Here is a 14764-nt window from a genome sequence, read left to right as displayed (position 1 = left end):
CTCTTGGGGCGAATTCGGAAATTGCGTCAAAGAAAATAAAGTAAAACCACCCCGGCCGCAGCAACGACGACGATATTGAGGCAAACAAGGCCAAAGGCAAATCGGATCAGATGGTGCTCTTCCTGCCGATTGGCTGCCGCCAACCCTGTGATCAGAGACAGGATGGATAACGATCCCAGCGCCCCATGCCCGGCAGCGCTGTTGACCATCGCTGCCAGCCAAGGCCCGTGCCCCGTTGTCAGTGCCGCGATCGATGGCATGACCAGGGTGTTGCCGCCCACATTGGACCCCGTGACATAACCGGCTATACCGGCCAGCAACGCGATCGTCGGAGCCAGTGAAAGACCGGACAGCGATTGCAGTGTGTGCTGCGCTTCCAGCAGAAATCCGGCGTTGACCATGACCTGGGACAGCAGCAGAAACAGGAAAATCGTGCCGACCGGAAACTTGGCCCGATTGAACAGGGCGCGCCAGGGAAAGCCCGCCGTCGCGCCGTGCATTATCGACATCAGCAAGGTGACAATCAGCAACGCCAGCCCCGGTGACGCCAGCGGTTTCCACGAAACATGCTCGCCTTTGACGATCCAGAGCGCATCCCAACCGGTAAAAACAAATAACCCGCGCGACGCGACGATAACCCCCAGCAACGCGAGGTAAGGCCATGCCGCGCTCGGCCAGCGCACCTGCTTTTTGCGCTGGAAGAACGAGATAGCCAGGCCCACGCCCGCAACGGTAAGTCCCGCCAACACGCCGGACACTTCCGGGCCGATCCACAGATTGACGCCATAGAGCACCGCAACGAACAGCGCCGTCACCAGCATGAGCCCGAACCACGGCGCGACGGTGCGTATTCCTGCTTGCCACAAGGCGATGGCGGCCAGGCAGAGGAAGACTGGCGCGCTGATCAACGCCGAGTGGCTGCCGAGTGTTTCAGGCGGCAAATCCGCCAGCAGCGAACCAATCACGGTGGCAAGACCGAGGGTTCCCCACGGCATTATGACCATGCCGGCGAGGGCGATTTTCATCCCGGACTGGCGAGTGAACAGGCCCATCAATAAGGGCACGGTAGCGATCAGCGACACACCGAAACCAGTCATCGATTCGAGCAGCGGGGCCAGGCCCAGCACGATGAAGATGACTTGTGCGGGCGGTGTCCAGCCAAGCTCCTTGACCCAGTTGCCAATGGCCTGGGGCGCGCCACCGCGTTCGACGAATATGACGAAGGCCAGGCCCGGCACAATCACGCAGGCGGTACTGAGGAACAGGATCGAAGTGTCCTGAAAAATGGCCATTGTGATTGCAGTGGACAGAGGACCCGCAGCCCCCGATGCCCACAACACAAACACCAGCGCGACACCCGCCAGCGCTGCCTGGACGGGAGGCCTGCGCATGATGAGAATCAAGGCGATCACCAGGCCGATGGGCGACATTTGCAGCAAGAGTGGAGCCATGCGCTGTTTTCCTTAACCGTGAGCCTGTCCGCAGTACTCGGTCGCTTGCATTGGTGGGGGATTTTCCGTGAGACGTCTTGTGTGCGGCGTGGGCAGCGAAGAGCCAAGCCAATCAGTGACTCGCCGAGGCTTGAAGAGGTTGGCGATTTTTTCTGCGAGGGGAGAGACACAGGTTTAGTGTTTTTTTCAGTACACCTGAAATCCCGTGCTGTTCGTGCAGGTATGATCGCGTCCTTTGGCGATTGATCAGGGACGATAATGATAAAGCGGCATTCATGGATGGGACCGGCGCTGGCGGCGTTATTGAGCGTAACCGGACAGGCGTGGGCGAGCGAGCCGTCCTCGGTGTACCTGCGTTGCACCATGGACCCGGCGCAGTACGCCAAGGCAATGGCGGCGCCCCCTGGTTCGGCGCACGCGTACAGCGACTGGCAACAGTGGTTCGACGGGGTCGACATGTCCGGCTCGGGCAAGGTCGATGCCGAGTCGCTACGTGATTCTGGCGCGCAGAGCCTGGAGGAGCTGGTGCAAGCCTGGGGTGGGCTGTCTCGCTATGACCAGGCCACGGGCAGTTGGCAGTACGTCTTGCCGCAATTCAGCGAGAACTACGGCGAGATGATCAAGCTGCTGGCGCCGCTGCGCAGCGTTGCACCTTACTGCGACGCCAACTCCGACAGTTTCCTGTTGGTCTATTCGTATATCTGGGGCAATGGTGACAACGCCTACCTGACCCTCGACAAACAGCGCAGCCGATTTGCAGCCGCGCCAACGCCTGCCCAGCGTAAAGAAGCCGACGCGGCACTCGAGACGCTGATGGATTCAGGTGCGGACTAATGCCGTCTCAGGCGCTGTTTGGACTGTCGCGACACCACATGACTTAAAAAGGATGCTGGATTGAAACGGATTTTACGCGTGGGTTCTGTGGTGAGCCTTGCTCTGGTGCTCGCCGGTTGTGGAACGCTGATGGGCCGACTGAATGGCGCATCGGAAGAAAATTACTACAAAGGCGTTGATGGCGATCTCCACTTGCTGGGCGCCAGGGGGGGCGGTAGCAGCGGAATGCCGGAGGCGGTCATTTGCTACTTCATGATTGTGTGTCCGCTCATCACGGTGGTGTCCCTGCCGGTGGATGCCGCGCTGGACACCGTGTTGCTGCCGGTGGATTACATCAACACGTTATGACGCAGCCTCAACCTGACGCGTCCTGTGACGCGTCAGGCGGGCAGTCGGGCTAATCGACGAGACCGATTGCGCATTGGCTTGTCCGACGCTGCTATCACGATTCTATGCAGCCAGAACGCTGCTGTTCCCATGGCAAGCAAACCAAGGGCGCTGATGCTGTGCCTGACAATCAGGAACCAGTACGTCCGTTCGAACGCTGAAGCCGTACCGGACCAAATCGCAGGCATAAAAAAACCCTGAATCTTGCGATTCAGGGTTTTCGGTATTTGGTGCCCAGAGACGGAATCGAACCGCCGACACGGGGATTTTCAATCCCCTGCTCTACCGACTGAGCTATCTGGGCAACGGGGCGCATTAAACTGGTTTTTCAGGGGGTCGTCAAGAAAGTTTTCAAAAAAATTTTAATTATTACCGTCGCTTACGTTCCGACCCCCGAAAAATCGGGATTATTCAGCCGGTGGAACGTAGCCTTCGGCCTGGGCGTATTCCTCGCCGGAAAAGAACTTGTCCATCTCGCCCTGAAGATATTTACGATCTTCGGCGTTCATCATGTTCAGGCGTTTTTCGTTGATCAGCAGGGTCTGGTGTTTCTGCCAGTCGGCCCAGGCCTTGGCGGAGACGTGGTCAAGAATGTCCTGACCTTTGGCGCCCGGGAACGGCGCGTGGGCCAGGGCGGGCAATTCTTCTTTGTACTTGCGGCACATGATGGTGCGGGTCATGACAACTCTCCTGCGTTCAATACGGCGGCCGCGCGTTCGAGCAAGGTTTTGACCGGGGCGGCAAGGCCCAGGCGCGGCGGGGTGGCGAGGTTATACCAGAGCCAGTCGGCCTCGGCCACGTGATGGCCGGCCTCCTGGACCTGAACCAGCCAGGGTTCGATGGACAACTGAAAGTGGCTGAAGGTGTGCACCAGACTCGGCAGCGCCTGTTGGCTGCCCAGTTCCAGCGAGTGTTGCGTGGCGAGGTGTTGCAAGTCATCGAGGTCATCGAGTTCCGGCAAGCTCCACAAACCGCCCCACAGCCCCGTGGAAGGGCGACGGTAAAGCAGAATCGCGCCTTCGCCGTTGGCGAGCATCGGCATCAGCGTGCGCTTCTGTGGCACGGCTTTGCGCGGCTTGGGGATGGGGTAGCGAGTTTCCAGGCCGAGCATGTGCGCTTCGCAGCCCTTTTCCAGCGGACAGAGCAGACAACTCGGTTTGCTGCGAGTGCAGAGCGTGGCGCCCAGATCCATCATTGCCTGGGTGTAGGCGTTGACCCGATCATGGGGCGTAAAGCGCTCAGCGTTGGCCCAGAGCTGTTTGGCGACCTTCGGCTCGCCCGGATAACCCTCTTGCGCGGTAAAGCGCGCCAGCACCCGTTTGACGTTGCCGTCGAGGATCGGCGCCCGCAGGCCCATGCTCAGGCTGGCGATGGCGCCAGCGGTGGACAAACCGATGCCCGGCAGCTCGACCAGCTTTTCCACATCCCGGGGAAACTCGCCGCCGTGTTCAGCGACGACGATTTTTGCAGTCTTCTGCAAATTGCGCGCACGGGTGTAGTAACCCAGTCCGGTCCACAGGTGCAGCACTTCGTCTTCCGGCGCGGCGGCCAGGGCCTCGACCGTCGGCAGCGAAGCCATGAACCGGTCGAAGTAATTCAGCACGGTGCTGACCTGGGTTTGCTGCAACATGATTTCCGAGACCCACACCCGATACGGGGTGATGCCCTGTTGCCAGGGCAAATCGTGGCGGCCGTGGCGGTCGTACCAATCCAGCACCGCCGATGAAAACTGCTCGGCTCTCATCGCTTGAACAGCCCCTTCAACGCGTTTTTCAGTTCAGGGCTGACTTTGTCGCCGAGCTTCTCGTCGATTTTGTCGCTGAGTTTTTCGCCAGCCAGTTTGGCGGCGACCTGGCCCATGCGCTCGTTATCCACGCGGCAGGCCTTGGCGCCCAGTTCCAGCGGACCACGGCAGCGCAGTGGCCATTCGATGCCGACGTACTTCTCGCCGACCTGGCAGGCCGGATCGGGCATGGCGCCGGTGTCGCCTTCGACGATGATGCCGACGCGGTAGTCCATGCCCAGCACCCGCAGATCGACGTCGCCGTCACCATTGACGGTCATGCCGGGGATGCGCACCTTCATGTCCGGATTGCTCGCCACGCCATTACGGAAGGTCAGGTTGCCCTTGAGTTCCTGGAAGGGCGTGTCCTTGCCCCGCGGTTCGCCGCTGAGGGTTTTGCGGTTCAGGGTAGCGATGCCTTTGCACAGTTGCTGTTCAAGGTTGGCGTTGAGCAGCACGCCATTGTTGATGACAAAACTGGCGTTGCCGTTGAGCGTTTCGATCAGCGCGCTCTGGCTATTGCCGCTACCGGTCAGCGCACTGTTGAGCGTCACCAGGCCTTTGACCGGCGGATTCTTGCCCTGGCTTTCGAGGATTTTCTCTACCGGCACTTTGGTGATGCGGGTTTGCATGCTCAGCGCTGGTACCGGCTGGCGCACGTCGAGGGTGCCCTTGGCTTCGAAGTTGCCGTTGTACAAGTCGCCGCGCAGGTTCTCCAGGGTCAGCAGGCCGGCCTGGCCGGTGGCCTTGAGTGCTGCGTTCTGGATTGGCAGTTTGTCGAGGGTCAGTTGGCCGAAGGTCAGGTCGGCGTCCACGTCGAGTTTGGCCAGGCGCTCCACCGGCAGCAGGCGCTCGGTGCTCCACGCGCCTTTGGTCGGAGATGGCGGCAGCGGCGTGGTGCCCGCGCCCGCCATGGCGTCGGCCTCGGTGCTGGCCACTTCGGCCTGGCGCACTTGTGTCGCACTGTTGGCTTCGGCTGATTTTGGCGGCAGATAGCGATCGACGTTGAAAGTGTCAGCCTTGAGGATCGCCCGCAGCGATTGCTTGGCGAAATCCTCGACGGCGATACGACCGCTGAAGCTGCTGTCGTCGACTTTCAGGTTAATGTTGTCGAACGCCAGGCTGGTTGGCGTCCCGGAGAGACGGCTGACCAGCTCGACTTTACTCAAACTGCCTTCGCCCATGGCTGGCAGTTTCTGGCCGATGCTGTCGACGAATTTGGCCAGGTCAAACTGGGCAATCGACAGGCCGCCGTTGATCTGCGGGGTCTTGTCGAGGTCATTGACCTTCAGTTCACCCAAGGCGCGCAACTGGTTGGCAGAGAGCTTGATCCCGGTCCATTCGGCGACGTTGGCCGCTTTATCCAGCAGCAACTGGCCTTGGGCGGCAAAAGTCATGGTCTTGCCTTGCAGCGGATCGCCGGTCACTTCGCCCGACAGTTTCATGTCTTCGAACTGGTAACGCTGGAGCGCGCGGGCGATGCGCAACTCGCCGTTCAACTCGGTTCGCACGCGTAGCGCCGGCTGGTTGGACGACAGGAATGCAGTGAGCTTGAGCGGAATATTGGTCGAGTCGTGGACCGCGCCGGTGCTCATCTGGATGCTTTCGGCGCTGTAGATCTTGCCGGTTTTCTCATCGTTGTATTCAACCCGCGCGTTGTTCACGGTCAGGCTGTCGATGTCCAGGCGGATCGGCTGCGGCGGTTTTTCCGCGACGACGGGGGCTTCCGGTGCCGGTTCGCCAGCGGGAACCGCAGGCGGGGTCGCGTCGGTATTGGCCGGCGCGGGGATCTTGCCGATGTCTTCCCAGTTGCCATGGCCATCCTTGTCGCGGTTCAGGCGCAGGTTCAGGCCTTCGACGCGTACATCGCTCATCTGCACTTCACGACGCAGCAGCGGCAACACGCGGACCGACAGGCCGAGCATCTGCAAGTCTGCAAACGGCTCGGTGGGTTTGACCAGGGTCGCGACACTGGCTTCGTGCAATTCCAGGCCCAGCCACGGGAACAGGCTCCAACCGATATCGCCATTGAGCGTCAGCTCGATGTGGGCCTTGTCGCGGGCAATCTGGCGAATCTCGTCTTTATAGTCGTTGGGATCGAAGAGGTGGGTCAGGGCAAAGCCCAGCGCCACAATGATCAGCAACAGCCCGAGAAGTACCAGACCCAGGATTTTGCCGAACGCTTTCATGGGCGAGTCCTTGTAGTTAGTCGAATTCGAAATTTAGCCGGGGAGTATAGCGCTCCGAAAGTGACGACCGGTCAGTTCATATGGGCAGCACGTCCAGCGGCACGTTCAGTTTGGCTGCCAGTGCCTGGGCTTCCAGATGCCCGGCGGGCGCCAGCAAGCGCAATGTAGCGCCCGATTGCGACGCCATTTTCTGCGCTTCGTTCACCAGGCGCTCCGCCACGCCACGGCGACGGGTGATTTTTCGTACGCAAATTTGGGAAAGATGCCAGACATCCGGAAGACGTTGCAGACGTGCGGCGCCCAGCAGCCGATCATTGAAGCGCCCGGCAATCAGCGAACCGTCGCACAGGCAGCCTTCGATCAGTTGCACCTCACCGGCAAACGGCGCAAACAACCAGTCTGGAGCGTCGCGGTAGATTTTCTGCAGGTCTTGCTGATCCTGGTAAGTGGCTTCAGTCAGCGGCTCGACAATGATCGGCATGGCGGTTCCTGTCAGGTTTTATAAATATCGATCCTGCGCCTGAAAGCATGTGCTTTCAGTCATACGAGAACTGATGACACAGAAAAGGTGATGTCAGTTTGGTTTTTCTGTCACGAGCAAATGGTAACCTCTCCCGGTTCGTCCGTCCTTCTGCGACTTAATGTCACGCCCAACTGGGTTTCACCCGAAAAAAAACGGTCATGTCTGCGTGCATAAAGGCTGTGAGTGAGGAGTGGCTGGCGAACCATACTAATAATTGGGGGATACACAATGAGCACGAGCATCACGGCGGACGGCGTCATAGCCGGCCAGCCCGCGTTCCTGTCCAAGGAACGCATAATCGCCAAGCCCGGTTTCAACCGTTGGCTGGTACCACCGGCCGCATTGGCCATCCACCTGTGCATCGGCATGGCCTACGGCTTCTCGGTGTTCTGGTTGCCGCTGTCCAAGGCTCTGGGCGTCACCGCTCCAGTGGCTTGCGCGCCGGACATGAGCTTCATCTCGCAAGTCTTCTCGTCCCAATGTGACTGGCCGATCTCGATGCTCGGCTGGATCTACACCCTGTTCTTCATCTTCCTCGGCTGCTCGGCGGCGATCTGGGGCGGCTGGCTGGAACACGCCGGGCCGCGCAAGGCCGGTGTGGTATCGGCACTGTGCTGGTGCGGCGGTCTGCTGATTTCGGCGCTGGGGATTTATACCCACCAGATCTGGTTGATGTGGATCGGCTCCGGGGTCATTGGCGGTATCGGCCTGGGCCTGGGTTACATCTCGCCGGTCTCGACCCTGATCAAGTGGTTCCCGGACAAGCGCGGCATGGCCACGGGCATGGCGATCATGGGCTTCGGCGGCGGCGCGATGGTTGGCGCTCCACTGGCAGCAGCATTGATGAGCCATTTCGCTTCGCCAACTGGCGTAGGCGTCTGGCAGAGCTTCCTGGTGATGGCCGCGATCTACTTCGTGTTCATGATCGGCGGCGCACTGTCCTACCGCGTTCCGCCAACCGGCTGGAAGCCTGAAGGCTGGACTGCTCCGGCGAAAAAAGCGTCGAACGCGATGATCACTCATCGCCACGTTCACGTGAACGTCGCGTGGAAAACTCCGCAATTCCGTCTGGTGTGGCTGGTGCTGTGCCTGAACGTATCGGCCGGTATCGGCATCCTCGGCATGGCTTCGCCATTGTTGCAGGAAGTGTTCGGCGGCAAATTGATCGGTGTCGACCTGCCATTCGGCCAGCTGGACGCCGGGCAACTGGCCTCGATCGCAGCGATTGCCGCCGGTTTCACCGGTTTGCTGAGCCTGTTCAACATCGGTGGCCGGTTCTTCTGGGCTTCGTTCTCCGATTACCTGGGTCGTAAAAACACCTATTTCGTGTTCTTCGCGCTGGGTTTTGCCCTGTACGCGCTGATCCCGAACCTCGGTCATTTGGGCAACGTGGCGCTGTTTGTGGCGGCGTTCTGCATCATCCTGTCGATGTACGGCGGTGGTTTTGCAACCGTTCCGGCTTACCTGGCGGACCTGTTCGGCACGCAAATGGTCGGCGCGATCCACGGTCGTCTGCTGACGGCATGGGCCGCGGCGGGCGTGTTGGGTCCGGTATTGGTGAACTACCTGCGTGAATATCAACTGAGCATCGGCGTTGAACGTGCCGCGGCTTACGACATCACGTTGTACATCCTCGCGGGCCTGCTGGTGCTGGGTTTCATCTGCAACCTGCTGGTGCGTCCGGTGGCGGACAAGTACTTCATGACCGACGCCGAACTGGCCGCCGAACAGGCGCTGGGCCACGACAAGGGGGCTGACAGCAGCACCGTATTGGAGTGGAAAGCGGATGCGGGCACCAAGCCTTTGGCAGTGGCAGCGTGGCTGGTGGTGGGGATTCCGTTGGCGTGGGGTGTGTGGGTGACCCTGCAGAAAACGGCGGTTCTGTTCCACTAAGTTCGCTTACACCTGATCGTTCCCACGCTCTGCGTGGGAATGCCTCCCGTGACGCTCCGCGTCACATTCAGAGCGGACGCGGAGCGTCCAGGGCTGCACTCCCACGCAGAGCGTGGGAGCGATCAGCGGTCTTGGGATGCTTGTACTGACATGTACATCGCCAGCAGCACTGAATTCACTCCGTCAGCGATATCACCTCCCGTGTTTCTGTTTCGGCCCCGCGCCCCTATAATGGCTGCCTTTTTCGCCCAATGATTTTGCGGAGCTGGTGATGGCCGAACGTAAGGCGTCTGTCGAGCGCGACACTCTGGAAACCCAGATCAAAGCCTCGATCAACCTGGATGGCACCGGAAAGGCCCGATTTGATATCGGTGTTCCTTTTCTTGAGCACATGCTGGACCAGATCGCCCGTCACGGGCTGATCGACCTGGATATTGTCAGCAAGGGCGACCTGCATATCGACGACCACCACACCGTGGAAGACGTCGGTATCACCCTGGGTCAGGCCTTTGCCAAAGCCATTGGCGACAAGAAAGGCATCCGTCGCTACGGCCACGCCTACGTGCCGCTCGATGAAGCGCTGTCGCGCGTGGTGATCGACTTCTCCGGCCGCCCTGGCCTGCAGATGCACGTTCCCTATACCCGCGCCACCGTCGGCGGTTTCGACGTTGACCTGTTCCAGGAATTCTTCCAGGGCTTCGTCAACCATGCCCTGGTCAGCCTGCACATCGACAACCTGCGTGGCACCAACACCCACCACCAGATCGAAACCGTGTTCAAGGCTTTCGGCCGCGCCCTGCGCATGGCGGTAGAGCTGGATGACCGCATGGCCGGGCAAATGCCATCGACCAAAGGCGTTCTGTAATGCAGACGGTCGCGGTTATCGATTACGGCATGGGCAACCTGCACTCGGTGGCCAAGGCCCTCGAGCACGTCGGTGCCGGCAAGGTCTTGATCACCAGCGACGCCGCTGTGATTCGCGAAGCCGACCGGGTGGTTTTCCCCGGCGTCGGCGCGATTCGCGACTGCATGGCGGAGATCCGTCGCCTGGGTTTCGACTCGCTGGTGCGTGAAGTCAGCCAGGACCGTCCGTTCCTCGGCATCTGCGTCGGCATGCAAGCCTTGCTCGACAGCAGTGAAGAGAACGACGGCGTCGACTGCATCGGCCTGTTCCCGGGCGCGGTGAAGTTCTTCGGCAAAGACCTGCATGAAGACGGCGAACACCTGAAAGTCCCGCACATGGGCTGGAACGAAGTGAAACAGACGGTGGATCACCCGCTGTGGCACAACATTCCGGACCTGGCGCGTTTCTACTTCGTGCACAGCTACTACATCGCTGCCGGCAATCCGCGGCAAGTGGTGGGTGGCGGTCATTACGGTGTCGATTTCGCTGCAGCGCTGGCCGATGGCTCGCGTTTCGCCGTGCAGTTCCACCCGGAGAAGAGCCATACCCATGGCCTGCAATTGTTGCAGAACTTCGCCGCGTGGGATGGTCGCTGGTAAATGGCCGTCAAGAAGAAGCCGCCGATCCTGACCCTCACTCCCGAACAGGAGAACGAGGCCAATCACAAGATCAAGCGCTTCATGGAGGATCGCTTCGAACTGGACCTGGGTTCATTCGAAGCGGCCGAAATCCTTGAACTGTTTACCCGCGAAATTGCGCCGCACTATTACAACAGGGCAATTTTCGATGTGCAGACGCACCTCAAAGAGAGGTTCGAAAGCATCGAAAGTGACCTGTGGGCGCTCGAGAAAAACTGATTTTCGAGCGAAGCTGAACAATCGAATTTGAAGGTTTGCCAGATGCTGATTATTCCCGCTATCGATCTCAAGGACGGTGCCTGTGTTCGTCTGCGCCAGGGCCGCATGGAAGATTCCACAGTGTTCTCCGATGACCCGGTGAGCATGGCTGCCAAGTGGGTGGAGGGCGGTTGCCGTCGTCTGCATCTGGTCGACCTGAACGGCGCCTTCGAAGGCCAGCCGGTCAACGGCGAAGTGGTCACCGCCATCGCCAAGCGCTACCCGAACCTGCCGATCCAGATCGGCGGCGGTATCCGTTCCCTGGAAACCATCGAGCACTACGTGAAGGCTGGCGTGAGCTACGTGATCATCGGCACCAAAGCCGTGAAAGATCCGGCCTTCGTCGCTGAAGCCTGCCGCGCGTTTCCGGGCAAAGTGATCGTTGGCCTGGACGCTAAAGACGGTTTCGTCGCCACCGACGGCTGGGCTGAAATCAGCACCATCCAGGTGATTGACCTGGCCAAACAGTTCGAAGCCGACGGCGTGTCCGCGATCGTTTATACCGACATCGCCAAAGACGGCATGATGCAGGGCTGCAACGTTCCGTTCACCGCCGCGCTGGCCGCCGCCACGCGCATTCCGGTCATCGCTTCCGGCGGTATTCACAACCTCGGTGATATCAAGTCGCTGCTCGACGCCAAGGCGCCGGGCATCATCGGCGCGATCACCGGCCGGGCGATCTACGAAGGCACCCTCGACGTCGCTGAAGCGCAAGCTTTCTGCGATTCGTACAAAGGCTGAGGACTGACCATGGCGCTGGCCAAACGCATCATCCCTTGCCTGGACGTGGACAACGGCCGGGTCGTCAAAGGTGTGAAGTTCGAGAACATCCGCGACGCCGGTGACCCGGTGGAAATCGCCCGCCGCTATGACGAGCAGGGTGCCGATGAGATTACCTTCCTCGACATCACCGCCAGCGTCGATGGCCGCGACACTACGCTGCATACCGTCGAGCGCATGGCCAGCCAGGTGTTTATCCCGTTGACCGTGGGCGGTGGCGTGCGTACCGTGCAGGACATCCGCAATTTGCTGAATGCCGGCGCGGACAAGGTGTCGATCAACACTGCCGCGGTGTTCAACCCGGAGTTCGTCGGTGAAGCGGCGCAGCATTTCGGCTCGCAATGCATCGTCGTCGCCATCGACGCGAAGAAGGTTTCACTGCCGGGCGAAACCCCGCGCTGGGAAATCTTCACCCACGGCGGCCGCAAGCCGACCGGCCTCGACGCTGTCGAGTGGGCGATGAAGATGGAAGGCCTGGGCGCCGGTGAAATCCTGCTGACCAGCATGGACCAGGATGGTATGAAAAACGGCTTCGACCTGGGCGTCACCCGCGCCATCAGCGATGCGCTGGGTATTCCGGTGATCGCTTCCGGCGGCGTCGGCAACCTGCAGCATCTGGCCGACGGTATTATCGAAGGCCACGCCAGTGCGGTATTGGCGGCGAGTATTTTCCACTTCGGCGAATACACCGTGCAGGAAGCCAAGGCCTACATGGCCCATCGCGGCATCGTGATGCGCTAAAACCGGTACAGGCCAGTGGACAGCATGGCGGGCTCAAGGCACTCTTGGGCACGCCATGGATTTCGGTAGCCCGACATGCTCAAACGTTTTCTTCTTGTCCTCGCCAGCGCTTCTCTGTTGCTCATCAACGCAGCCCGCGCCGAAGAAAGTCCCGCCACCGACCTGGTGCTGCTGACGGAAAACTTCCCGCCCTACAACATGGCGAAGAACGGCAAAAACTTCGCTCAGGACGAGAACATCAATGGCATCGCCGTGGACATCGTCCGCGAGATGTTCAAGCGCGCCAACATCACCTACAGCCTGACTCTGCGTTTCCCCTGGGAGCGAATCTACAAGATCGCCCTGGAAAAACCCGGTTACGGCGTATTCGTGATGGCGCGGCTGCCGGATCGCGAAAAACTCTTCAAGTGGGTCGGCCCGATTGGTCCGGACGACTGGATCATGCTGGCCAAGGCTGACAGCAAGATCACCCTCGAAACGCTGGAACAGGCGCGCAAGTACAAGATCGGCGCCTACAAGGGCGATGCGATTGCCGAAACCCTGGCGAAGCAGGGGTTGAAGCCGATTGTGGTGCTGCGCGATCAAGACAATGCCAAGAAATTGGTCAGTGGGCAGATCGATCTGTGGGCCACTGGCGATCCGGCCGGGCGTTATCTGGCCCGGCAGGACGGCGTGACCGGTCTCAAAACCGTGCTGCGCTTCAACAGCGCCGAGTTGTACTTGGCGCTGAATAAAGAAGTGCCGGACGAGATCGTCGCCAAGCTTCAGTCCGCGCTGGATCAACTGCGCAAGGAAGGCGTGGTGGACGACATCATGGCGCGTTATCTCTGATCCAAGGATTCCAGTAAATCGGTACGTACGCTGGACGTATTCAGATCACTCCTTGTAGTAAAGCTGCAAAGCGTCCGGGGAAGTGAATCCATCCTCACCACAAATCCAGTGTCTGCGCGCTTGTAATCCTGACGGTCAATTTTCGTACAATCGGTTTCCCCTACCGGACCTACATAATATTGAGTCCAGATAGAGCGCGAGATTTCTTCTCGCAACTTGACTCCCAGGTAGTATCCGTAGTTCTCGAGAATGTAAGTCGGTTCTGGCGGTTGAGGAGCGACAGGCTCTACAAGGCGCGCCGTCAATATTTGCGTATTTCTGCGTAACCCGGCACTTGGTCGCTGTTCAGCAGATTCAACGCCTATGAGACAAAGGAAATACAAACCCGCCTCTCGACCAATCGTTGCATCAATCCTCGCATTGGCAGTACTGATAGCGCCACTGTATTGATCCGACGAATAACAAGCGTGTGCATCTCGAACTGTTTTAAAGCGATAAAAAGCTGTGCTCATTGAAAAGTCGACGCCCCAAGTGGGAGCTTTGTCATGACGGTCGACAGGTTTTTTATGCAGTGTAATGTCGGCATTTCGTTCGGATTTGAATTCGAAGTTAGGTTTCAAAGTGCAGCGTTGTGCATCTATATTAAATCGTTCGTTGGTGAAGCAATAAGACAGGAAGTCTACGGGAAGACTCTGAGTCGCTTGGTCATGAGGGATGAACGATGTTTTATCGCCGTCACACAGCCCATGCCAAAAACACTGATCGTCGGGTGAGAGACCGTTGGTTGTTCCAGACAATACCCCGGTAATTTCCCCCGTCGATGCATCAAGTGCCGGCGATCCAGAAGAGCCCGGCGCAATGCCTTTACAGTCTTGTTGCAGGTAATCCGTCAGCACGGTCACCCACTTGACGATCACGATTTTTGAAGGCTCTTGGGTGCAGGTGGAAAGCCTGAGGCCGGGGGCTACGCCAGGCGAACCAATGACGTGTACCAGATCGCGTTTCGTAGGCGCTGTGGTGGCTAACTTGAGTGGCGTTATTCCGTCCTTCAGCAGTGTGTCCAGAGAAGTTTTCAGTTCCAGGATGGCGACGTCAGAGCTTGCCAGGCTGGCCCAACTGACCTTCTCGATGTCGTAACGCTTGGCGCCCTCCAATGTGTCGTGGAAATAATTGAACTGCACCTGGCCTTTATAAGGAACATTGGATATTGCCCCGGAGACGATTGAAGCGCAGTGTGCATTGGTCAGAATGTACGCAGGCCCTGTCGCGGTTTGACTGACATTTCGAGTGTCCAGCAAACTTGCGGTGCAATAACGCCTGCCATCCTTGAATATGTTTCCTATACCGTTCCATTTGTTGTTTTGGCCATCCTTATTACTAAGTAGGACAGCCTCTGGCGATTCGGGAATCGTCTGGGCAAATGTGCCGAAGGAAAGTGAAAGTGTCGCTAGTGCAAAGAATGAAAGTGCCGTAATTTTAGTATGCATAACCGATCCTTGGTCTTGAGCATGTATTAAATAGGTACTGTGAAGTCGTGCGGGGCGAGTGTAAT

General features: G+C 59.1%; 15 protein-coding genes and 1 tRNA gene. 9 read left to right on the top strand and 7 right to left on the bottom strand.

The window, feature by feature from the left end; translation table 11 throughout:
• Positions 1 to 26: 26 nt before the first annotated feature.
• Positions 27 to 1451 (bottom strand): L-lactate permease, encoded by a 1425-nt coding sequence (locus HKK52_RS18750; RefSeq protein WP_169372056.1) that lies wholly within the window; start codon positions 1449 to 1451, stop codon positions 27 to 29.
• A gap of 303 nt (positions 1452 to 1754) precedes the next feature.
• Between HKK52_RS18750 and HKK52_RS18745 the strand changes: the two genes are divergently transcribed.
• Together HKK52_RS18745 and HKK52_RS18740 are read left to right on the top strand one after the other, a co-directional pair.
• Positions 1755 to 2285, top strand: a complete 531-nt coding sequence (locus HKK52_RS18745; RefSeq protein ID WP_237150578.1) for a hypothetical protein — start codon at positions 1755 to 1757, stop codon at positions 2283 to 2285.
• 60 nt (positions 2286 to 2345) lie between these two features.
• Positions 2346 to 2633 carry a YceK/YidQ family lipoprotein gene (locus HKK52_RS18740; RefSeq protein WP_237150577.1) on the top strand — a complete coding sequence of 96 codons (288 nt, stop codon included), beginning with the start codon at positions 2346 to 2348 and terminating at the stop codon, positions 2631 to 2633.
• A gap of 267 nt (positions 2634 to 2900) precedes the next feature.
• Here the strand turns inward: HKK52_RS18740 and HKK52_RS18735 are convergent.
• The 5 genes from HKK52_RS18735 to HKK52_RS18715 form a co-directional block, all read right to left on the bottom strand.
• A tRNA-Phe gene (locus tag HKK52_RS18735) sits at positions 2901 to 2976 on the bottom strand.
• 103 nt (positions 2977 to 3079) lie between these two features.
• The gene (locus HKK52_RS18730; RefSeq protein WP_123511225.1) at positions 3080 to 3352 is read right to left on the bottom strand and encodes an oxidative damage protection protein; all 273 of its coding nucleotides are present in this window, start codon (positions 3350 to 3352) and stop codon (positions 3080 to 3082) included.
• The gene (gene mutY, locus HKK52_RS18725) at positions 3349 to 4416 is read right to left on the bottom strand and encodes an A/G-specific adenine glycosylase (protein WP_169372055.1); all 1068 of its coding nucleotides are present in this window, start codon (positions 4414 to 4416) and stop codon (positions 3349 to 3351) included. The genes HKK52_RS18730 and mutY overlap by 4 nt, the downstream gene beginning before the upstream one ends.
• The gene (locus HKK52_RS18720; protein ID WP_169372054.1) at positions 4413 to 6644 is read right to left on the bottom strand and encodes an AsmA family protein; all 2232 of its coding nucleotides are present in this window, start codon (positions 6642 to 6644) and stop codon (positions 4413 to 4415) included. Before HKK52_RS18720 ends, mutY begins: the two co-directional genes overlap by 4 nt.
• A gap of 76 nt (positions 6645 to 6720) precedes the next feature.
• Positions 6721 to 7125: an acetyl-CoA sensor PanZ family protein gene (locus HKK52_RS18715; RefSeq protein ID WP_169372053.1), complete on the bottom strand. Its 405-nt coding sequence runs from the start codon at positions 7123 to 7125 to the stop codon at positions 6721 to 6723.
• 270 nt (positions 7126 to 7395) lie between these two features.
• Between HKK52_RS18715 and HKK52_RS18710 the strand changes: the two genes are divergently transcribed.
• The 7 genes from HKK52_RS18710 (at position 7396) to HKK52_RS18680 (ending at position 13212) form a co-directional block, all read left to right on the top strand.
• Positions 7396 to 9060 (top strand): OFA family MFS transporter, encoded by a 1665-nt coding sequence (locus HKK52_RS18710; protein WP_169372052.1) that lies wholly within the window; start codon positions 7396 to 7398, stop codon positions 9058 to 9060.
• Between the two features lie 271 nt (positions 9061 to 9331).
• On the top strand, positions 9332 to 9925 hold the full coding sequence (hisB, locus tag HKK52_RS18705) for an imidazoleglycerol-phosphate dehydratase HisB (protein ID WP_003218037.1): 594 nt from the start codon (positions 9332 to 9334) through the stop codon (positions 9923 to 9925).
• Positions 9925 to 10563 carry an imidazole glycerol phosphate synthase subunit HisH gene (gene hisH, locus HKK52_RS18700; RefSeq protein ID WP_169372051.1) on the top strand — a complete coding sequence of 213 codons (639 nt, stop codon included), beginning with the start codon at positions 9925 to 9927 and terminating at the stop codon, positions 10561 to 10563. Before hisB ends, hisH begins: the two co-directional genes overlap by 1 nt.
• Positions 10564 to 10821, top strand: coding sequence for a DUF2164 domain-containing protein (locus HKK52_RS18695; RefSeq protein ID WP_008024930.1), 258 nt, complete (start codon positions 10564 to 10566; stop codon positions 10819 to 10821).
• Between the two features lie 42 nt (positions 10822 to 10863).
• Positions 10864 to 11601: a 1-(5-phosphoribosyl)-5-[(5-phosphoribosylamino)methylideneamino]imidazole-4-carboxamide isomerase gene (gene hisA, locus HKK52_RS18690; protein WP_010464588.1), complete on the top strand. Its 738-nt coding sequence runs from the start codon at positions 10864 to 10866 to the stop codon at positions 11599 to 11601.
• 9 nt (positions 11602 to 11610) lie between these two features.
• Positions 11611 to 12381 (top strand): imidazole glycerol phosphate synthase subunit HisF, encoded by a 771-nt coding sequence (gene hisF, locus HKK52_RS18685; protein ID WP_092274691.1) that lies wholly within the window; start codon positions 11611 to 11613, stop codon positions 12379 to 12381.
• 75 nt (positions 12382 to 12456) lie between these two features.
• On the top strand, positions 12457 to 13212 hold the full coding sequence (locus HKK52_RS18680) for a substrate-binding periplasmic protein (RefSeq protein ID WP_169372050.1): 756 nt from the start codon (positions 12457 to 12459) through the stop codon (positions 13210 to 13212).
• Here HKK52_RS18680 and HKK52_RS18675 read toward each other — a convergent pair.
• Positions 13203 to 14699, bottom strand: coding sequence for a trypsin-like serine peptidase (locus HKK52_RS18675; RefSeq protein ID WP_169372049.1), 1497 nt, complete (start codon positions 14697 to 14699; stop codon positions 13203 to 13205). The two genes, HKK52_RS18680 and HKK52_RS18675, sit on opposite strands and share 10 nt — an antisense overlap.
• Between the last annotated feature and the right edge of the window lie 65 nt (positions 14700 to 14764).

The sequence above is a fragment of the Pseudomonas sp. ADAK2 genome, assembly GCF_012935755.1.
In the GTDB taxonomy this organism is placed as follows: Bacteria; Pseudomonadota; Gammaproteobacteria; order Pseudomonadales; family Pseudomonadaceae; genus Aquipseudomonas.
Note: the sequence above shows the minus strand (reverse complement) of the source record. Positions and strands in the feature narration are given on the sequence as shown.